Source organism: Kitasatospora sp. NPDC038210, assembly GCF_055600605.1.
Genome location: NZ_JBVJYK010000016.1, coordinates 124,347 through 142,084, shown reverse-complemented (window position 1 = coordinate 142,084; position 17,738 = coordinate 124,347). Strand labels below are relative to the sequence as shown.

The following is a 17,738-nucleotide window of genomic DNA, read 5'->3' as shown; positions in this document are numbered from 1 at the left end:
TTGCGCCGCGAACCTGGCCCTGGGAAATACGGGGTGAAATGTTCCCCCAACTGGGCAAGGACCGCCAGCGGGCCAGGCGTCCCCGTCCTGGTCGAGTCCGGCGCCGGACTCGACCAGGACGGCCACCACGACGCCGACTACCGGGCCGCGGGCGCCGCGGTGACCGAGCGCGCCGAACTGCTGCGCCGCTCGGACGTCCTGCTCGGGATCCACCCGCCGAACGTCGACCCGGCGCACGAGCTGCGCCCCGGCCAGGTGCTGGCGGCGCTGCTGCGGCCGCAGCGGATCCCGTACCTGGTCCGGCAGTGGGCGGACCGCGGCGTGACGGCGATCGGCCTCGACCTGGCGCCCGACCTGCCCGCCGCCCGCCCGTTGGACGCCGGGGCCTCCCAGGCCAGGGTGGACGGGTACCGGGCGGTGCTGCTCGCCGCCGAGCGCCTGGACCGCTGCCTGCCGCCCTGGGGCACGGCGGACGGCCTGTTCGACCCGGTCCGGGTGCTCGTGATCGGTGCCGGAGCCGCAGGTCTCCAGGCGATCGACACCGCCTGCCGGCTCGGCGCGACGGTCCACGCGGTCGAACCGCGCCACCGCGAGCGCGCGGCGGTCGCCGCCCTGGGCGCGGACCTGCTGGACCTGCCCGCGTTGCGCCCGATGGCGGACGGCCGGGAGCTGGAGGACTCACTCGACCGGGAGCGTCCGGTCTGGGTGGCGGGGCTGGCCGAGGCCGTCGTGCGGTACGACGTCATCGTGACGGCCCTGGCCGTGCCGGGCCGGCTGCCGCCCGTCCTGCTGCCCGGGGCGACGCTGGCCGGGCTCCGGCGCGGCTCGGTGCTGGTGGACCTGACGGCCGGCCCGGCGGGCGGCACCGTCGAGGGTGTCCTGCCCGACACGACGACGGTGACCGGGGGCGGGGGCACGGTGATCGGTGCGGGCGAACTCGCGGCGCAGGTGCCCGGGACGGCCTCGCGGGCGTACGCCCACAGCGTGTTGGCGCTGCTCGAACGCCTGATGCGCACCGGTTCGCCGGGGGCGGATCCCGTCCTCGGCCCGATGCTGGTGACCGATCGGGGCGCCGTGCGGCACGAACCCACCGCGCTGCTGCTGAGGGAGGCGACCGCCGTTGCCGGCCTTCCGTAGGGCCTTCTTCCGTAGGGCCTCACCCGGCCGTGTGCGCGAGCAGCCCGGCGTGCCGGGCGATCGCCGCGGCCCGGTCGGCGCACTGCTGGTAGCAGCAGGACAGCAGTACGAGGTCGGTGACATCGACCGGATCGGTCCCCTGCCCGCGGATCAGCAGCTCGTACAGCAGACGTTGCCGCTGTCCGACCTCGTGGAGCCGGGTCAACACGTCCGTGACGTCCTCGGGCGCCCCGGACTCCAGGGCGTCGGCAGAGCGGGCGACGAGGTCCAACGCGGTGTCGGCAATCCCGCTCAGGGGTGCCCGCAGCCGTTCGCCGAACGGCGCCCGCTCCTGGCGCGCCCAGGCCGCCTCCAGAAGCCGCCGAGCCAGCCACGCGAGGGCCTCGACCTCGCATCCCACGTGGACGCTCACCACGATTCCGGGCCGCCCACCGGGCGTTGTGGCAGCGTCCTCCTCGATCCGGGTCAGCAGCTCCGCCAGGGCCTTCTCCGCGGCGGGAACCGCGGTGCCGCCGTCGGCCGGGTGCGTGATCAGGGTCGTCGCACCGCCCAGGGCGGTGTTCGCCAGTCGCACCAAGCCGGCCAGCTCGCCGACCAGGCCTCGGTGTCCGGTGCCCACGCCGTCCGACATCCCGTTCCCTCCTGTCCGGCCCCTCGATCCAGTCTCGCTCCGATGCGGCGAGGACGCCTCGGCCACGACCGGTCACGGCGGCGGGAAGCGAGCGGGCCTCGTGGCCCCCGGGTTCAGACCAGGCTCGCGCCCCAGGAGCGGGCACGGTCGAGTTCTCCGGTGCGCAGGGGACCGTCGCCGCCCTCCACGATGAAGCCCTCGGGCTCGACGATCACGTCGTAGCGGTGGTGGGAGAGCCGGTGGGCGATGCCCTTGGCGGCGCCTCCGGAGCCGGGTGTGTCGCCCCGGGTGTCGAACGCGGCGGCGTGGGTACCGGACTCGGTTTCCGGAAGATCATGGAACCAGGCTCGCAGACCCTGCCCCTCGACGGCCTCCCGGGCTTCGGCCGCCTTCTCCTCCTGGCCGCTCCTGTGCTCCTCGGCCGCCGCGGCCATCCGGCGGCTGAGCCCGGAGGACATGCCGTGCATGTGGGTCGGGCCGCCGACCACCAGCAGGTCCGCGGTCCGGGTGATGTCGGCACCGGCCTCGGCCACCGGGAGGCAGTCGACGGCCGCCCCGGGATCGGCCTGGTGCACACCTTCGGCGATCGCCTCGGCGATCTCCCGGGTGTTGCCGTACATGCTCTCGTACACGATCACGGTGTGCATGGTCTCCACCTTTCGTCATCTCCAGCCTTGCCCCGCAACTGAACTGCCGAGATGGGCCGTTCGGTCCCGATCGTCCCGCCGGGCGGGCACCTCCACTAGGGACGGCCGGGCACCGTGACGACCGGGCAGTGCGCGTGGTGCAGCAGGCCGTGAGGTACGGAGCCCAGCCGCATGCCGGTGAAGCCGCCGTTGCCGCGGCGCCCGACGACCACGGCGAGGGCGTGCTCGGAGGCCAGCGCGAGCTCCTCCACGGGGTGACCGCGGACCAGTTCGTGGGTCACGGTGACGTCGGGGTGACGGTCGTGGCGGCCGGCGGTGGACTCGAAGAGCAGCCGGCGCAGGATCTGCTCGGTGGCCTGTTCGTCGAGGTTGCCGACCGGTGGGCGCTGCCAGACCCAGAGCACGCGCAGTGCAGCCCGGCGCTCGCCCGCCAGGTCGAAGGCGAAATCGACAGCAGGCTCCGAGGACGGGCTGCCGTCCACGCCCAGCACGATGTAGGGCGGGTCCTGGGTGGTGTGCTCGGGGTCGCGGACGACGACGACCGGGCAGTGGGCCTGGGCGCTCACCGGGACCGCCACCGAGTAGGCGCTCAGGGCCTCCTCGACCCGGCCCAGCCGCCGGGAGCCGAGGACGACGAGCGCGGCACGGCGGGACTCGCGGCACAGCGCGGGCGCCGGGACGTCCTCCGCCACGACGGTGGCCACGGCCAGCTGGGGATGCCGTTCCCTCGCCACTGCGGTGGCCCGGTCGAGGGCCTGGTCGGCCCGTTCGCGCAGGGCCTTGTGGTACCGGCCCTCGTCGAACGGACGGAACTCGCGGAACAGCGACGGGACGGCGTGCACCAGCCGCAGCGGCAGGCCCCGGCGGGCGGCCTCGTCGGAGGCCCAGGCGGCGGTCATCCGGCCGGTGTCGTGCGCGTCGACGCCGAGGACGACGGAGCCGGCGGAACTCTCCGAATTCGCGGATGTCATGGCGGTCCTCCCCGCTTCGGAGTTACAGGCCTGCCTCCACGCTAGGCGCGGTCCCGACCCGGCGGGGAGGGCCGACCGGCCCGGTGGCCGGAGGCCCCGAGGCCCCACCCGGGCCTCGGCGACCCGTCCGCGTCGTCGCCGTTTTCGCCGAGGCCGTGACGAGGGCGTTCGACACGGTTTCAGCATCCGGGCCTGCGCAGCCATGCGGCCGCGAAACCGACGACTCCGGCGGAGGCCGGCGCGGCGAGCGGTGGGAATAGGTTCGCACTGGTCGGCAGCCGTTCGCGCAGGCCCAGGGCGGCGCCGAGCCGGGCGGCCTCGGCGCCGGGCAGCCCACGGGTGCACGGATCGGCCGAGACGGTCACGAGGGCAGCCCGTCAGTCGGCGAACAGGTGCGGGTTCGGCAGGATGCGCTCCGGGGTCGCGGGTTCGTGGTCGAAGTGGTGGATCTGTGCGTCCGGCCCGGGGAAGTACTCGGTGACCCTGCCGTCGTCGGACCAGCGGACGTCGTACGGCGGGCTGCCGTCCGCGTGGTGCAGGCCGACGATCTCGCCGTCTCTGCGGGCCGCCCCCGGTCGGGTCCCCTGGACGATGATTCGGTCCCCCACGGCGGCTTTCATGTGCGCCTCCCTGGCTCGGTACGAGGCCCGGGCGCGTGGCCCCGGCTGTCCGTAGTCCCATCGCACCACCGAACGCGGGTTGCAGCAGGGGCCGGATGGTCCCCGGAGCTGGGCCCGGTCGGCCCCTGGGCACGACCCTGCCCCTTCGACGACGATGCGCGCGGACGAACCCGGTTCGCCGTCCGCGACGGGACGTCCTGCGGCCCCGTGGGACCGCTCCCCGGGGCTCGTCCGCGCTCGTCCTCGACCGGCGGGGCTGCCCGCGAAGGTGGCGGCCCCGCCGGTCGAGGACGAGCGACCCTGACGTGTGGCCCGCTCGGGTCCGGAACCGGGGCCGTCGGACCCTCGGAGGCCGGCGGCGGGCCCGGAAGACTGGTCGGCGAGACAGAGCCGCTCCGGCACCGAGGAGGCGTGTCATGTCCGCCGCAGCCGCCACGCACCGGCAGCCCGCCTCGCGCACGACCCTGCGCGGGCACCTCCGCCGGGCCGTCGGACGGGACCACAACCCGCTCTGCCGGCCGGTCGACCGGGCGTACAGCCGCCTGGTGGCTACGGCGGCGCTGCTGGCGTTGACCTCCTTCGTTCTGGCGGCGGTGGCGGCCCTGATCGTCCACCACGCGGAAACGGCCGCCGCCCAGGACGCCGCCCTCCACCAGCACGTCGTCACCGCCGTCACCACGGGTCCGGCCGAGTCGGTCGATCCCCGGGCGGGCAGCGTGCGGGAGCAGGCGCAGGCCCGCTGGACGTACCCGGTGGGGCCCGGAGCCGGCGCCGTCCCCGTGCCGGAGGGCACGCCGACCGGGACCGCCGTTCCGGTCAGACTGGGCGATGCCGGACAGCCGGTCGGCGCGCCCAGGTCGAGCGAACTGATCGCCACGGACGCCGTCCTGGCGGGCCTGGGCACGGTCTTCGTGCTCGGCCTCGGAACGGAGGGCGGGTTCGTGCTGCGCCGCCGCCGGCTGGACCGCCGGGCCGAGCACAGCTGGGAGTCCGACTGGGAGCGGGTGGAGCCGGGCTGGTCCGGGAGGCGGTGAGGGAGCCGGCTCCGAGGGCCCTCGGCGCTGAAGACGACCACGACCTCGGGCGATGCGACGTCGACGTCGTCGCGGATCGTGGCACGCGGCAGGGCGAAGAAGGCGAACAGGCCGGTCGGTTCACGGGACTTGTCGCGGGGGTAGATCGGTGGTCGAACCTCGGCGATCTCCGGAAATCCGGCGGTACTCGGGGCATGGGCATCAACGATGGGTCGACCGCGCGTCAGGGCTTCGTCAGGGAGGGCGAACGAGCTTGCCCCCGGCATCGGGGCAGGCTTTGATGGAGGACATGCACCGCTCGACGCGCCACCACGACCGCCCGCCGCATAGCCGGCCGCGGATCGTCGCTGTCGCGGTCGCCACCGCCGTCCGGTAGGACCGAGCTCCTTCCCGCTCGTCACCGGCCGACGTGCACGGGCCGGGTGCCGTTCGTCGGGCCCGTGCCGATCACCGCCGTCCGTCCCTCGCCCTGACCGGCTCCGAGGGCACGGGACGGACGAGCGTTCCCCTCGCATCACACCTTCTCGCACCGGCGGCCCCGGAGGCCCACGGCTTCGTGCCGCACTGCCTTCGCACCCCGCCGGTGCCCTTCCACCCTTGGATGGGTCATGTCCGACGCTGTTCTGTCCGCCCGCACCGCCCTCGTCACCGGCGCCTCCTCCGGGATCGGCTGGGAGACCGCCCGGCTGCTCGCCGGGCACGGCGCTACCGTGCTGGTGCACGCGCGCACCACCGGCGAGGCCGAGGCGGCCGTCGCCCGGCTGGTCGATGCGGGTGTCCGGCGGGACCAACTCGTCGAGCTGGCAGCCGACTTCACTCACCTGTCGGAGGTCGCCGTGCTCGCCGGCACGGTCGTCAAGCACTACCCGGCGCTGGACCTGCTGGTCAACAACGCCGCCGCGATGGCACCCGAGCGCTGCACCCTCACCGACGACGGCAACGAGGTCTCGCTGCAGGTCAACTTCCTCGCCGCGCGGCTGCTGGCGAAGCTGCTGCGGGCACCGCTCTCGGCTGCGGGCGACGCCCGCATCGTCAACGTGTCCTCCTCCCTGCACCGGACCGCCTCGATGAACTGGTCGGACCCGCACCGGGTGAAGAAGTACTCGCGGGTCGCCGCGTACGCGCAGTCTCAGCTCGCCCTCACCATGGCGACCGCCGACATGGCCCCGGCCGGCTCCGGCATCACCGCCGTCAGCCTCAACCCCGGCCTGTGCGACACCGCGCTGCTGCCGCTGTACGGGCGGGTCGGCGCACCGGCCGTGGAGGGCGCAGCGGAGGTGGTCCGGCTCTGCCTGCCGGAGACGGTCGTCGCCAACGGCGCCTACTTCGACGGTGGCGTCATTGCCCCGATGGCGCAGGCCGCCCAGGAGGAGCGCTCGCTGAAGCGCCTGGCCAAGCTCGCCGATCAGCTGGTCGGCCAGGCGGCCTGAACCGCACCACCCGATGCGTCAACCCGACGATCACGAGAAGGAACACGATGTCCAAGCGCGCTCGTAAGAAGAAGGCCCGGCGGAAGAAGAAGGCGAACCACGGCCGCAAGCCCGGGCGATAACCGACAGACCCACCCGGTGTCGCGTGCCACCGGCACCGGGTGCACCCCTTCGGCCCCCGAGGCGCCGCCGTCCGGCTGTGCGGACCGGCGGCGCCTCGGGGGCCGGAGCCGGACGGATTGCCAATGCCTCGTCAAGATTCAACACGGGCCTCACCCCCGGCCGGTCGAACGCCGACTTCGGCGTCCTCAGCGCAGCCCTGGACGACAACCAGGCCATCAACCAGCGCGCCTTCGAAGCGGCGGTCGCCGACAGCGACGACGATCTCGACACCACGACTGCGGGTGTCGGCGCGGCGGCCTTGGCGGTGGCGCTCGCCCTGACCGCGCCGGGGGTACGACCGCGCCTGCGCGAGTTCGCCTGACCGGGGCGACCGGGGCACGGGTGCCCGGCTCGTCGTTCGTGCCGCCGGTGCTCCGGTGTTCGGTGATTCGCCCCTGCCACTCCCGCTAATGCTCCGATAAGATGACCGCAGGTGTGCCGGGAAGCCTGGTCGGCGCGGGGGACGACTGCGGCGATCAGCGGTGGTGACCCCGATCTTGCGATGGGGTCCTTCCGCCGATGCACGTCGTGGCGATCGTTCTCGTCCTGGTGGTACTGGCCACGACCGTGGCCACCTTCGCCGGGCGCCTGCACGTTCCAGCGCCCTCGCTGCTCGTCCTGGCGGGCATCGGAGTGGCACTGATACCCGGCGTTCCCGCGCTGCACGTCCCGCCGCAGATCATCGGCATGGTGGTCCTGCCGCCCCTGCTGTACGCCTCCGCCGAGGAACTGTCGCTGCGCGACCTGCGCACCGTGTGGCGCCCGGTGACGATCCTCTCCTTCGGCCTCGTCTTCGCCTCCGCCGCAGCCGTCGGCTTCACCGCCGTCGCCGTCGCCGGCCTGCCGCCCGCGATGGCCTTCGTGCTCGGGGCCGTGCTGTCCAGCACCGATCCGGTGGCCGTCACCGCGCTCGGCCGCCGCCTCGCCCTGCCCGGGCGCCTCCAGGTCCTGGTGCAGGCCGAGAGCCTGTTCAACGACGCCACCTCGCTCGTCCTGTTCAAGGTCGCCGTCGGCATCGCGGTGGCCGTCGGAGCCTCGGTCAGCCTGCCCGCGGCGGGCGGCGAGTTCCTGCTGCTCGGCGGGGGCGGCAGCGCGGTCGGCGCCGCCGTCGCGGGCCTGGTCTGGCTGGTGCGCCGCCGCACCACCGACCCCGTCCTGGAGACCGTGATCGCCCTGGTCACCCCGTACGCGGCGTACGTGCTCGCGGAGTCCGCACACACCTCCGGCGTCACCTCGGTCGTGGTCGCCGGCGTGCTGCTCGGACGCTCCGGCCACCGGCTCACCGACGCCCACATCCGGCTGCAGCTGCACGCCGTGTACGCGGTGGTGGTGTTCCTGCTGGAGAGCGTCGTCTTCAGCATCGTCGGCCTGGAACTGCCCACCCTCGTGCGGGACCTGCCCGCCGGCACCGGCTGGTGGCCGCTGCAGGCGCTCGTTCTGGCCGCCGTACTGATCGCGGTGCGGGTCCTCTCCACGCTGCCGCTGACCCGCGCCGTCAAGCCCAGCCAGGGCCGGGGCCGGCTCTCCTGGCAGGTCGCCGGGGTGGTCACCTGGGCCGGAACCCGCGGCGTCATGCCGCTCGCCGCCGCACTGTCCGTCCCCCTGCTCGCCGACGACGGCACGAAGCTCACCGGACGACCCCTGGTGCTGGTGCTCACCACCGCCGTCGTCGTGTTCACCCTCGTCGGCCAGGGCCTCACCCTCGCCGCCGTCGTCAACCGCTCCGGCCTCGCCCTCGAACCCGAACACACCGCCCGCGAGGAGGACGACGCCCGCGACACCCTCAACCGCGCCGCCCTCGACCACGTGGACCACCTCGCCGAGCTGGAGGCCGTACCGGACACCGCCCTCGACCGGGTCCGCCGCGGCCTCACCGCCCGCCTCGACCGCAGCGCCGAGACACCCGACGGCACCACCGCCGACGACGCCTACCGCCAGTTGCGCCACGAGGTCATCGCGGTCCAGAGCACCGAACTGCACCGCCTCTACGACGAGCACCGCATCAGCGACACCACCCGCCGCCGCCTCCAGCACGACCTCGACCGGGAGGAAGCCGCGCTGGGCACCCCGTGACCCCGCCGACGCGGATCGGGCAACCCGGGAGGAGACCGCCGATGCCCGGCAGGGGGAGCCGCCCCGTGCGCAGCGCTCACCCGACGCCGGGTGCTGGAGGCGGCCGTCGAACTGGCCGACACCGGCGCGCCCCGGGTACGCCTACGGCGACGAGTTCACCTTCGGACTCGACCTCATCCTCGACGGCCTCCGGCGTCAGCAGACCGGGTGACGCGCCGCGGCGGCGTCCTCGCGGCTGTCCAGGCGGCGTCCGGCGGAAAACCGGGTGCACCGCGCAGACCGGCCGCACTACCCTGGGTGCCATGAACGTCACCGGCCTCGACACCACCACCGCGACCGCGCGAGCGACCAGCTCGCCGGTTGCCGCCGCCTGACGTCATTCCCGACTCCCCCCGGCGACCGGACACGGTCCGCCGGCGGTGGCCCGGAGGTGTTTCCTCCCCGGTTCCGACGATCGCGTGGGCCCGTTGTCCGGCGCCTCCCCGTCACACGCGAAGGAGCCACCCCGTGGACACGGACCAGATCGTCCGCACGTTCGTCGAGTACTTCGAGGACCGCGGCCACCGCCGGATCACCGGCTCGACCCTGCTGCCGCCGCCCGGCGACCCCGTGCTGTTCACCACCTCGGGCATGCACCCGCTCACCCCGTACCTGGAAGGACGCCCGCACCCCCTGGGCCGGCGGCTGGTCAACGTGCAGCGCTGCCTGCGCACCACCGACCTCGACGAGGTCGGCGACGCCACCCACCTGACTGTCTTCGAGATGCTCGGCACCTGGTCGCTCGGCGACTACGAGGGCCCGCAGAGCCTCGACTGGGGCTACGGCCTGCTCACCGAGGGCTTCGGCGTCGATCCCGGGCTGCTGCACGCCACCGTCTTCGGCGGCGACGACCGGACGGGCCCCGACACCGCCTCCCTGGAGCTGTGGCAGGGGCACGGGGTGCCGGTGGAACTCACCGTCGAGGACAACTGGTGGTCCAACGGGCCCACCGGCCCGTGCGGCCCCGACTCGGAGATCTTCCTGTGGACCGGCGACACCCCGCCCGAGTCGACACCCACCGGTGACGACCGCTGGGTGGAGGTCTGGAACCACGTGATGATGCGCCACCGACGGCTCGACGACGGCTCCCTGGTGTCCCTCCCGCAACGCAACGTCGACACCGGACTCGGCCTGGAACGGCTGGCCTCGCTGCTCCAGGGCCGACGGTCGGTGTTCGACTGCGACGTCTTCGACCCCTGGCGCCGGACCGTGCCCACCCTGTGGCACCTGGACGAACCGTCACTGCGGCTGGTCTGCGACCACCTGCGCTCGGCCGTCGTGGTGATCGGCGACGGCGTGCTCCCGTCCAACACCGGCCGCGGCTACGTGCTGCGCCGGCTCGTCCGGCGGGTGCTCACCGTGCTGCGCCGCGACCACCCGCAGGGCGGTCTCGTCGACCTGCCCGGCGAGCTGATCCGGCACACCCTCGACCACTTCCGCCAGGAGGGGGACCCGGACCTCGTCCGCCGGGTGCTGCTCGACGAGGAGCGCCGGTTCGTCCGCCTCCTGGAGCGCGGCCGCCAGGTGCTGGCCCGCCCCCGGTTCCGCGGCCCGCTGACCGAGGAGGACCTCCACTACCTCCACGACACCCACGGCCTCCCGCGCGACCTCGTCCTGAACCTGCGGCCGCAGTGACCGGGTTCGGCCCGCGCCGGCGGGGTCCGCCCCCGCCGGCGCGGGCCGGGCTGCAGCACCGCGCGGGCCCGCCGGTCGTGGTCGAGCGCGCTTCAGACGCCGCAGTCCTCCCGTTCGCCGAAGGTGGGGCGGGCGTGTTCGATGGCGGGCAGGTGTTCCTCGGCCCGGGCCACCAGGACGTCGACGGGGCGGCGCAGGGTCTTGCCGAGCGGGGTGATCCGGTAGGTGACCGCCACCGGACGGGTGGCGGTCACCTCGCGCTCGACCACGCCGTTGCGTTCCAGCCGGCGCACCGTCCCGTGGGCGGCGGGCGGCCCTCCCGCACTCTCGGGCCCTCCGGTACGGCCCCGTCAGACCGCGGAGAGGTGCAGCTTGAACGGTGCACCGTCGGACCTCGGCGTCCAGCCGTCCGACAGCGCGGCCCGGATGCCGGCGGCGACTTCGCGGGGCAGGACGAGCTCGGCGGGCACCGGGCTCGGTTCGAGGACGGCCCGCCGACCGGTCTCCACGACCAGCGTCGTTCCGGGCGAGGCCGCGTCCTCCACCCGGTAGCCCAGGGTGCCGCCGTCGTAGTCGCAGCACCAGTGCTTCCTGCTCACTCGCCAGCGGTACTCGACGCCGTCGACGACGATGCGGCGGGAACCCTTCTTCGCCAGTGCCACCCTTTCCCCTTCCCCGTTGTGCCTTCGGACTTCCACTGCCCGCGGATGTCTGCGGACGCCCGCCGATGTCTGCGGATGCCCGTCACCAGTCTCCCCGCACCGCACGCGTGCGTCACCGGGTTCGGCCCGGAGCTCAGGGGGCCGGCCTGCCGGTTCGGCGGACCGGGCGGGGCGCGTGTGGTTAGGGTGCCGGTCATGACCGGTGAGTTCCCGGGTGATGGTCCGGGTCGTGACGTTGTGTCGGTGAATGGGCGGTTGGCCGATCCGGAGTGGCTGGTGAACGGCGACCCGGAACAGGTCGTGGCGACCCTGGACGGCGCTGTGGGACGGGCGGAAGCCGCGGCGGCGGCCGTGTACCGGACGTCAGGGCATCTGCACCGTGAGTCCGGTGCGCAGCTGCGACGGCAGGTGCTGGCACTGGACGCCGCCCGCTACGGACAGCGGGAGTTGGCGCGGGGCATCGCCGCGGTGGCGGTCGGCCGGGACACCGGTGATCCGTGGGTCGTGCAGTGGGCGACCGGTACCGGCCTGGACTCCCGGCTGCGGTACGCGTTGCCCGCACCCGCCACGGTGGGTGCGGTGGCGACCGTGGTCGTGGCGGACCGCGGGCTCGCCGTCGCCGGCTGCGAGGACGGCACACTGCACTGGTGGGACCTCGCCACGGGCCGGAAGCTCGGCACGGCCGCAGTCGGCGACAGCGGCCCGGCCGCAGCCGGTGACAGCGGCGCGGTGCGGGCACTCGTGACGACGGTCCTGGACGGCCGTCCGGTCGCCGTCGCCGCGCACTCCGGCGGGTCGGTCCGGGTGTGGGAGCTCGTCGCGGGAGAGGGCGGAGGCGAGCCGGTCGTCCTGTACCCGGGTGAGGGCGGCTCCTGGATCAACTCGCTCGCCACCGTACCGATCGAGGGCCGGCCGGTGGTGGTCGGCGGCAGCGTCGACGGGAGGGTACGGGTGTGGGACCCGGCCGCCCCTACCGGCAGCGGAGAACTGCTGGGCATACGCACCGGCACCGTACGCGCGCTGGCGACGGCGGTGGTGGACGGCCGTCCCGTGGTCGTCACCGGCCACGGCTGGGGAACCGTCCGGCGGTGGGACCTGCTCACGGGCCGGGAGTCCAGCGCGGGGAGCGACCCGGTCGAGGAGTCCCACGCCGGCACCGATCCGTCGTCCGACCCCGGCCCTGCCCCCGGCTCCGACGCCGATTCCGACATCGCCGGCGGCCGCCAGTGCGCCACCATGGAGATCAACGCCATGACGCACGTCGTGGCGACGGACCCGGCGTTCGAGTCCCCGCTGGCGGTCAGCGCCAACGCCTACGAGACCTGCATCCGGGACCTGGCCACGGGCGAGCAGGTGGGTGAGCCCGGTCCGGGGTTCGTGGAGGCGGCCGCCGTGAGCGTACTGCGGGGCCGCCCCGTCGCCCTCCTCGCAGGCAGCGGCGGGCCGGTCCACGTGTGGGACCTGTCCGCCTCCCGGCACCTGCGTCCGCCGCTGATCGGCCACCGGGGGACGGTGCGGGCAGCGGCGACGGCCGTGGTGAAGGGCCGTCACTTCGCCGTGACCGGAGGTGACGACGAATCGGTCCGTGTCTGGGACCTCGACGGCGAGAGGGACGAGCGGGGCGCGAGCGGGGCGGGCCGCAGGCCGGCGGGTCATACCGGGCCCGTGCACCGGGTCACCACGGCCGTCGTGGACGGCCGTTCCGTCATCGTGACCAGTGCCGAGGACGGAACGGTCCGTGTCTGGGACCTCGACGGCGGGGAACAGCTCGGGGAGCCCCTGGCCGGGCACGCCGCCGCCGTGAGCCAGGTGACGGTGGGGACGGTCGAGGGGCGGCCCGTCCTCCTCACCCGCGACCGGACGAGGACGGTGCGGATCCTGGACCTCACGACCCGGGAAGAACTGCACGGGCGGTCGACGCAGGAGTACTCCAGCTCGTTCATCGACTTCTTCGGGGCGGTGGAGGACCGCTTCGTCGCCGTGACCTGGGAAGGACGCGTGTGGGACCTGACCGCGAGCGCGTGGATCGGCGTGCAGCCGAAGCAGCGCTGCGCCCTGGCCCTGGAATCACTCGAAGGCCGCCACGTCATCCTGACCGGGTGCGCGGGCGAACCGGTCCACCTGTGGGACATGGCCACGGGTGACCGGATCGGTCCGTCCTTCGTGGGACTGACCGGCCGGGTGCGGGCGGGGGCGGCAGGGCTGCTGGACGGTCGCCCCGTCGTCGCCGCGGGAGGGGACGACGGCACCGCGCGGGTGTGGGACGCCACCACGGGACGGCAGATCGGCGCGTACGCGTTCCCCGCCGATGTCCGTGGACTGGCCGTGACCCCCGACGGGCGGCTGGTGGTCGCCTTCGGCACGGACCTCGCGGTCCTGGCCCACCGCAAGCCCCCTTGCGGTCCCTCGGGGTGCTGACGGCCAGTCAGTCATCGGTGACAGAACCCGTTGTGTGGGCTGCCGTGACAGGAGTAAGAACAATCAGGGGCAAGAACGAACGGCACGTTCTGGTGCGGATCGCCTCTCAGCCCTCGTCTCCGAGGCCTCGGTCGGGTGCGCTCATGTCGCCGGTCCGGGGGGTGCCGTCGGCGAGCCCGTAGAGCAGGCGCACGGTGCCCCGGGGGCCGGCTGCCGGGGGCTGGAGGAGGGTGAGGTTGGTGGGCACCGCGCCGCCGTCGAACACCTTCTTCCCGACGCCCAGCGTGATCGCGTGCACCCAGAGGTCGAGGCGGTCGAAGAGCTTCTCGCGCAGGAGGGTCTGGACGAGGTCGAGGCTTCCGACGACCTTCACCTGCTCGTGCCGGTCCCGGATCCCGCGCACCGCGGCGGGCAGGTCCGGACCGAGCTGCGTGGAGCCGGCCCACGGCAGCTCGGGCGTGCCGCGGGAGGCCACGTACTTCGGCACCCGGTTGAACAGTTCGGCGATCTCGCCGTCCTTCTGGTGCGGCCAGTAGGCGGCGAAGATGTCGTACGTCCGCCGCCCGAGCAGCAGGGCGTCCGTGCCCTCGTACGCGGCGAGGATCTGCGCCCCGGTGACCTCGTCGATCAGCGGCGCCTGCCAGCCGCCGAAGGGGAACCCCACCGGGTCCTCGTCGGGGCCGCCGGGCGCCTGCCCGACGAGGTCGAGGGTGGTGAACAGCTCGATGTCGATGAGGCCCATGGCCGACTCCCGTGCGTGCGTCGATTGTCTCCGTCAAGAGATAGACCCGCCGTGGCCCGAAAACTCATCGCCACGACGGAATCGGGTTTCCCCACCCGGACGGACGACCCCGGCCCCCGCACCGCCGTACCGATCCCGCCGTCAAGCGGGCTTCGTGGGCTCTGCGACCTTCGTGGGCCCGACGCGCAGCAGTGCGTCCGCGAGTTGTCGGGGGCGGCTGAGTGCGGCCAGGTGGCCGCCGGGGATCTCCTCGACCTCCAGGCCCAGCCGGTCACGGGCGATCCTGCGCTGGAACTCCAGCGGGAAGAAACGGTCGTCCCGCCCCTGGAGGAACCGCGTCGGCACGTCCGGCCAGCGGGTCAGTGGCCACGGCTGCGCGAACAGCGCGGAGGGCGGCTGCGAGGCGCCCAGGGCGAACGCCTCCTCGGTGACCTCGGGCGGGACGTCGTGGAAGAAGTCGGCCCGCAGGTCGAACTCGGGATCGGCGCCACGCCCGGTGGCGGCCGCGTGGTCCGACCGGGCCTCGGCCTGGCCGGTGTTCTCCCACCACTGCCCGGCGGTCTCCCCGGGCGCCGGGACCATCGCGTTGAGCAGGACCAGCTCGGCGACCGGCACCGACAGCCGCCCGCACACCAGCGGAGCCGAGAAGCCCCCGAGCGACTGCGCCACCAGGACCAGCGGCCCGCTGAGCTCGGCACGCCGTTCCACCGCTGAGACGACGGCCTGCGCCGTCTCCTCCAGACCGGCGGAATCGTCGCTCGGCAGGTCCATCGTGACCACGTCGTGCCCCCGGGCCCGCAGCTCGGGCTCCAGCCGGTGCCAGAACCAGGCCCGGCCGTCGGCACCGGGAACGAGCGTGAAGGTCGCCATCCTCGTCCTCCCTCTGCGGGTTGCCGCCCACGTTTCCTCTCCGCGCCCTCCGACGCCAGCGGGTGGCACTGACACTCCGCGCCCGGGAGGCGAGGGCCAGGGCCCTCTGGAATCCTGACGGCGAAGCAACCGCCGGGAACCCCGCGAGGAGCCGTCGTGTCCGGACAGTTCGAGGCCGCTGTGGAGGTCGACTGCCCCGTCGAGGAGGTCTTCGCGTACCTCGCCGACGGTCGCCACGACCCCGAGTTCAGCCCTCGGGTCCTGGAGATCACGAAGACTCCGGACGGCCCGACCGCCGTCGGAACGGTCTTCCGGAGCACGGTGGAGGACGCCGGGATGAAGACCGCCGCCGAGCGGTCCTGTGTCACGCGGAAGGGCCAGTGACGCCGTGACGCGGTGACCCGCGGCCGGCCCGCCGGCCGTGCCGCCGCCTTGATGCCGGCGCTCCGGGAACAGCACCGCAGTACCGCAGTACCGCAGTACCGCAGTACCGCAGTCCGCCCGCCGCACCACCGAGGAGTCTCCGATGGACCTGCGTCTCTCGGGCAAGGTCGCCGTCGTCACCGGGGCCGGCAAGGGAATCGGTCTCGCCGTGACGCAGGCGCTCGCCGCCGAGGGCGTGAACGTGGTCGCGGTGGCGCGCGGGATCACGGGCGCCCTGACGGACCTCGCCCCGCAGGTGCATCCGGTGGCCGTCGATCTCGCGACCGCGGACGGCCCCGCATCCGCGGTCGAACGTGCGGTCTCCCGGTTCGGCGGACTGGACATCCTCGTCAACAACGTCGGCGCGGTGCGTCCTCGGCTGACCGGTTTCCTGTCCGTCACCGACGACGACTGGATCCGGGGGCTGACGGTCAACCTCCTCGCCGCCGTCCGCACCACCCGGGCGGCCCTGCCCCACCTGATCGACCGCGGCTCCGCCTCGATCGTGACCGTCAGCTCGGTCAACGCCTTCCTGCCGGACCCGACGATCATCGACTACTGCGCGGGGAAAGCAGCGCTCACCAACTTCTGCAAGGCCCTCTCCAAGGAGGTCGGGCCGCAGGGCGTGCGCGTCAACACGGTCAGTCCGGGGCCGGTCTCCACGTCGCTGTGGCTCGGCGACGACGGCGTCGCCGCGACGGTCGCGAAGGCGGCGGGCGGTACGCCGGAGGACGTCGCCCGGAGCGCCGTCGCACCGTCCGCGACCGGTCGCTTCAGCCTCCCGCAGGAGGTCGCCGACCTCGTTCTGCTGCTGGCCAGCGACCGGACGGCCAACGTCACCGGGAGCGACTTCGTCATCGACGGCGGTCTCGTCCAGACCCTGTGACGGCTGACGGCTGACGGCGACGGAACTGCCGGAGGGCCCGTGCCGGTGTTGCCGGTTGCGGCCGTTGCGGAAGGAGCGGTGATGACCCGGGTGATGACCCAGCCGGCGGTCCAGGTGGCGGTGTGCGGGCCCGCGGAGTGCAGTGCGGCCGAGGCGGCGGCGGCCCGGGAGGTCGGTGCCCTGCTGGCGCGCTCGGGTGCGGTCGTGCTCTGCGGGGGCTACGGCGGTGTCATGGCGGCCGCCGCGCAGGGAGCGGCAGGGGCCGGCGGCCTCGTCATCGGCATCCTGTCGGGTGCGGACCGGTCCGGGGCCTCGCCCCACCTGATGGCTGCCGTCGCGACCGGCATGGGCCAGGCCCGGAACAGCGTCCTGGTCGGTTCCGCGGACGCGGTCGTGGTCGTCGGCGGGTCGTGGGGGACGCTCTCCGAGGTGGCGATGGCCGTACGACAGGGCGGCAAGCCGGTGGTGGGACTGGGTACCTGGCAGATCGTCGACGCGCGGGGCGAAGCCGTCCCGGGCGTCCTCGTGGCGGACGATCCTGCCACCGCCGTGGCGCTCGCCCTGGAAGGCCGCGACTGACCCGCCGGGGGCCTGCATCCCGAGCCTGGTGGGCCGGCAGTTGACGGCGCACCGGCCGGCGCCGGTGACGGCGTTGATCGGATGTCTACGCGCGCCTGGTGCACTGTGAGCCGCGGTCCCACCGGCCGCAATCACCGATCACCCACCACGTCGTCAGGGCTCGACCATGATTCCCACGCAGATACATCCGCTCACGACACTCCCGGTGCTGGAGACCGCGCGCGTCCGCCTCCGGGACCACCGTGCCGACGACCTCGACGCCATGCGCCCGGTCTGGGGCGACGAGGACGGCATGCGCCACCTCTCGACGGGCGTCATGGACGACACCCGGATCCGGCGCAGGCTCGACGAGGCCGTGGCGACCGCCGCCGCGGTACCGCGCCGCCACTACCAGCTGGCCGCATGTCTCCGGGGCGACGACCGCCCCGTCGGCGGCATCCGCCTCGACGTCGAGGACGCCACCACCGGGTACTCCGGCGTCTTCACCATGGCCCGGCACCTGCGCGGCTCCGGCTGCGCGCCCGACATCGGCTGGCTGATGCTCAAGCTCGCCTTCGCCGAACTCGGCCTCACCCGGGTGTGGAGCATGACGTCCGTGGCGAACACCGACGCGGTCCGCGCGATCACCCGCTTCGGCTTCACCCCCACCGGCGAGACCGAGCGCTACTTCGCCGAGGCCGGCACCACCATGCGCCTGGTGACCATGGAGGTCCTTGCGGACACCTGGCGCGCGATGCCCGTCCCGGCCGGCCCCGGCCCCGCCTGACTCCGGCGGTCGT

General features: G+C 73.9%; 18 protein-coding genes and 2 pseudogenes. 12 read left to right on the top strand and 8 right to left on the bottom strand.

Going from position 1 to position 17,738, the window contains the following annotated elements:
* Positions 1 to 33: 33 nt before the first annotated feature.
* A complete protein-coding gene (locus ACZ7KX_RS29485) occupies positions 34 to 1,137 on the top strand; it encodes a Rossmann-fold NAD(P)-binding domain-containing protein (RefSeq protein ID WP_470329112.1) in 1,104 nt (367 codons plus the stop codon).
* A 19-nt stretch (positions 1,138 to 1,156) separates the two neighbouring features.
* Here ACZ7KX_RS29485 and ACZ7KX_RS29480 read toward each other — a convergent pair whose 3' ends face one another.
* From ACZ7KX_RS29480 to ACZ7KX_RS29465, 4 genes are all read right to left on the bottom strand, one after another.
* The gene (locus ACZ7KX_RS29480) at positions 1,157 to 1,768 is read right to left on the bottom strand and encodes a hypothetical protein (RefSeq protein ID WP_470329111.1); all 612 of its coding nucleotides are present in this window, start codon (positions 1,766 to 1,768) and stop codon (positions 1,157 to 1,159) included.
* A gap of 113 nt (positions 1,769 to 1,881) precedes the next feature.
* Entirely contained in the window at positions 1,882 to 2,415 is a 534-nt protein-coding gene (locus ACZ7KX_RS29475) for a flavodoxin family protein (protein WP_470329110.1), read from the bottom strand.
* Between the two features lie 95 nt (positions 2,416 to 2,510).
* Positions 2,511 to 3,386: a universal stress protein gene (locus tag ACZ7KX_RS29470; protein ID WP_470329109.1), complete on the bottom strand. Its 876-nt coding sequence runs from the start codon at positions 3,384 to 3,386 to the stop codon at positions 2,511 to 2,513.
* 377 nt (positions 3,387 to 3,763) lie between these two features.
* Positions 3,764 to 4,006, bottom strand: a complete 243-nt coding sequence (locus ACZ7KX_RS29465; RefSeq protein WP_470329108.1) for a DUF1918 domain-containing protein — start codon at positions 4,004 to 4,006, stop codon at positions 3,764 to 3,766.
* Between the two features lie 416 nt (positions 4,007 to 4,422).
* Here ACZ7KX_RS29465 and ACZ7KX_RS29460 point away from each other — a divergent pair, with 416 nt between their 5' ends.
* From ACZ7KX_RS29460 to ACZ7KX_RS29435, 6 genes are all read left to right on the top strand, one after another.
* Complete coding sequence (locus ACZ7KX_RS29460; protein ID WP_470329107.1) at positions 4,423 to 5,040, top strand: Rv1733c family protein; 618 nt, start codon at positions 4,423 to 4,425, stop codon at positions 5,038 to 5,040.
* 608 nt (positions 5,041 to 5,648) lie between these two features.
* Positions 5,649 to 6,470 carry an SDR family NAD(P)-dependent oxidoreductase gene (locus ACZ7KX_RS29455; RefSeq protein ID WP_470329106.1) on the top strand — a complete coding sequence of 274 codons (822 nt, stop codon included), beginning with the start codon at positions 5,649 to 5,651 and terminating at the stop codon, positions 6,468 to 6,470.
* A 47-nt stretch (positions 6,471 to 6,517) separates the two neighbouring features.
* Positions 6,518 to 6,592, top strand: coding sequence for a 50S ribosomal protein bL37 (locus tag ACZ7KX_RS29450; protein WP_396321813.1), 75 nt, complete (start codon positions 6,518 to 6,520; stop codon positions 6,590 to 6,592).
* Positions 6,593 to 6,669: 77 nt separating this feature from the next.
* Positions 6,670 to 6,954, top strand: coding sequence for a hypothetical protein (locus ACZ7KX_RS29445; protein WP_470329105.1), 285 nt, complete (start codon positions 6,670 to 6,672; stop codon positions 6,952 to 6,954).
* Positions 6,955 to 7,151: 197 nt separating this feature from the next.
* Positions 7,152 to 8,705, top strand: coding sequence for a Na+/H+ antiporter (locus ACZ7KX_RS29440; protein WP_470329104.1), 1,554 nt, complete (start codon positions 7,152 to 7,154; stop codon positions 8,703 to 8,705).
* Between the two features lie 507 nt (positions 8,706 to 9,212).
* Complete coding sequence (locus ACZ7KX_RS29435; protein ID WP_470329103.1) at positions 9,213 to 10,379, top strand: alanine--tRNA ligase-related protein; 1,167 nt, start codon at positions 9,213 to 9,215, stop codon at positions 10,377 to 10,379.
* 92 nt (positions 10,380 to 10,471) lie between these two features.
* Here ACZ7KX_RS29435 and ACZ7KX_RS29430 read toward each other — a convergent pair.
* Both ACZ7KX_RS29430 and ACZ7KX_RS29425 read right to left on the bottom strand, forming a co-directional pair.
* Positions 10,472 to 10,675, bottom strand: a pseudogene (locus tag ACZ7KX_RS29430) (winged helix-turn-helix transcriptional regulator); the annotation flags it as partial.
* 54 nt (positions 10,676 to 10,729) lie between these two features.
* Positions 10,730 to 11,041, bottom strand: coding sequence for a hypothetical protein (locus tag ACZ7KX_RS29425; RefSeq protein WP_470329102.1), 312 nt, complete (start codon positions 11,039 to 11,041; stop codon positions 10,730 to 10,732).
* A gap of 255 nt (positions 11,042 to 11,296) precedes the next feature.
* Between ACZ7KX_RS29425 and ACZ7KX_RS29420 the strand changes: the two genes are divergently transcribed.
* Positions 11,297 to 13,459 carry a WD40 repeat domain-containing protein gene (locus ACZ7KX_RS29420; RefSeq protein WP_470329101.1) on the top strand — a complete coding sequence of 721 codons (2,163 nt, stop codon included), beginning with the start codon at positions 11,297 to 11,299 and terminating at the stop codon, positions 13,457 to 13,459.
* A gap of 106 nt (positions 13,460 to 13,565) precedes the next feature.
* Here the strand turns inward: ACZ7KX_RS29420 and ACZ7KX_RS29415 are convergent, their stop codons facing one another.
* Positions 13,566 to 14,201: a dihydrofolate reductase family protein gene (locus tag ACZ7KX_RS29415; RefSeq protein ID WP_470329100.1), complete on the bottom strand. Its 636-nt coding sequence runs from the start codon at positions 14,199 to 14,201 to the stop codon at positions 13,566 to 13,568.
* Between the two features lie 141 nt (positions 14,202 to 14,342).
* Positions 14,343 to 15,071 carry an alpha/beta fold hydrolase gene (locus ACZ7KX_RS29410; RefSeq protein ID WP_470329099.1) on the bottom strand — a complete coding sequence of 243 codons (729 nt, stop codon included), beginning with the start codon at positions 15,069 to 15,071 and terminating at the stop codon, positions 14,343 to 14,345.
* A 156-nt stretch (positions 15,072 to 15,227) separates the two neighbouring features.
* On the opposite strand from ACZ7KX_RS29410, the pseudogene ACZ7KX_RS29405 reads away from it, so the two are divergent.
* The 4 genes and pseudogenes from ACZ7KX_RS29405 to ACZ7KX_RS29390 form a co-directional block, all read left to right on the top strand.
* Positions 15,228 to 15,425 (top strand): annotated as a pseudogene (locus ACZ7KX_RS29405) (SRPBCC family protein); the annotation flags it as partial.
* Between the two features lie 172 nt (positions 15,426 to 15,597).
* Positions 15,598 to 16,380, top strand: coding sequence for an oxidoreductase (locus tag ACZ7KX_RS29400; RefSeq protein ID WP_470329098.1), 783 nt, complete (start codon positions 15,598 to 15,600; stop codon positions 16,378 to 16,380).
* A gap of 81 nt (positions 16,381 to 16,461) precedes the next feature.
* Positions 16,462 to 16,959 carry a TIGR00725 family protein gene (locus tag ACZ7KX_RS29395; protein WP_470329097.1) on the top strand — a complete coding sequence of 166 codons (498 nt, stop codon included), beginning with the start codon at positions 16,462 to 16,464 and terminating at the stop codon, positions 16,957 to 16,959.
* Between the two features lie 166 nt (positions 16,960 to 17,125).
* The gene (locus tag ACZ7KX_RS29390) at positions 17,126 to 17,725 is read left to right on the top strand and encodes a GNAT family N-acetyltransferase (RefSeq protein ID WP_470329096.1); all 600 of its coding nucleotides are present in this window, start codon (positions 17,126 to 17,128) and stop codon (positions 17,723 to 17,725) included.
* The last annotated feature ends 13 nt before the right edge of the window (positions 17,726 to 17,738 follow it).

Bases quoted from the DNA above. Each gene is read 5' to 3' on its own strand.
- ACZ7KX_RS29440 (WP_470329104.1), top strand. From the start codon at position 7,152: ATGCACGTCGTGGCGATCGTTCTCGTCCTGGTGGTACTGGCCACGACC.
- ACZ7KX_RS29465 (WP_470329108.1), bottom strand. From the start codon at position 4,006: ATGAAAGCCGCCGTGGGGGACCGAATCATCGTCCAGGGGACCCGACCG.
- ACZ7KX_RS29455 (WP_470329106.1), top strand. From the start codon at position 5,649: ATGTCCGACGCTGTTCTGTCCGCCCGCACCGCCCTCGTCACCGGCGCC.
- ACZ7KX_RS29460 (WP_470329107.1), top strand. From the start codon at position 4,423: ATGTCCGCCGCAGCCGCCACGCACCGGCAGCCCGCCTCGCGCACGACC.
- ACZ7KX_RS29480 (WP_470329111.1), bottom strand. From the start codon at position 1,768: ATGTCGGACGGCGTGGGCACCGGACACCGAGGCCTGGTCGGCGAGCTG.
- ACZ7KX_RS29470 (WP_470329109.1), bottom strand. From the start codon at position 3,386: ATGACATCCGCGAATTCGGAGAGTTCCGCCGGCTCCGTCGTCCTCGGC.
- ACZ7KX_RS29390 (WP_470329096.1), top strand. From the start codon at position 17,126: ATGATTCCCACGCAGATACATCCGCTCACGACACTCCCGGTGCTGGAG.
- ACZ7KX_RS29410 (WP_470329099.1), bottom strand. From the start codon at position 15,071: ATGGCGACCTTCACGCTCGTTCCCGGTGCCGACGGCCGGGCCTGGTTC.
- ACZ7KX_RS29395 (WP_470329097.1), top strand. From the start codon at position 16,462: ATGACCCGGGTGATGACCCAGCCGGCGGTCCAGGTGGCGGTGTGCGGG.
- ACZ7KX_RS29400 (WP_470329098.1), top strand. From the start codon at position 15,598: ATGGACCTGCGTCTCTCGGGCAAGGTCGCCGTCGTCACCGGGGCCGGC.
- ACZ7KX_RS29415 (WP_470329100.1), bottom strand. From the start codon at position 14,201: ATGGGCCTCATCGACATCGAGCTGTTCACCACCCTCGACCTCGTCGGG.
- ACZ7KX_RS29475 (WP_470329110.1), bottom strand. From the start codon at position 2,415: ATGCACACCGTGATCGTGTACGAGAGCATGTACGGCAACACCCGGGAG.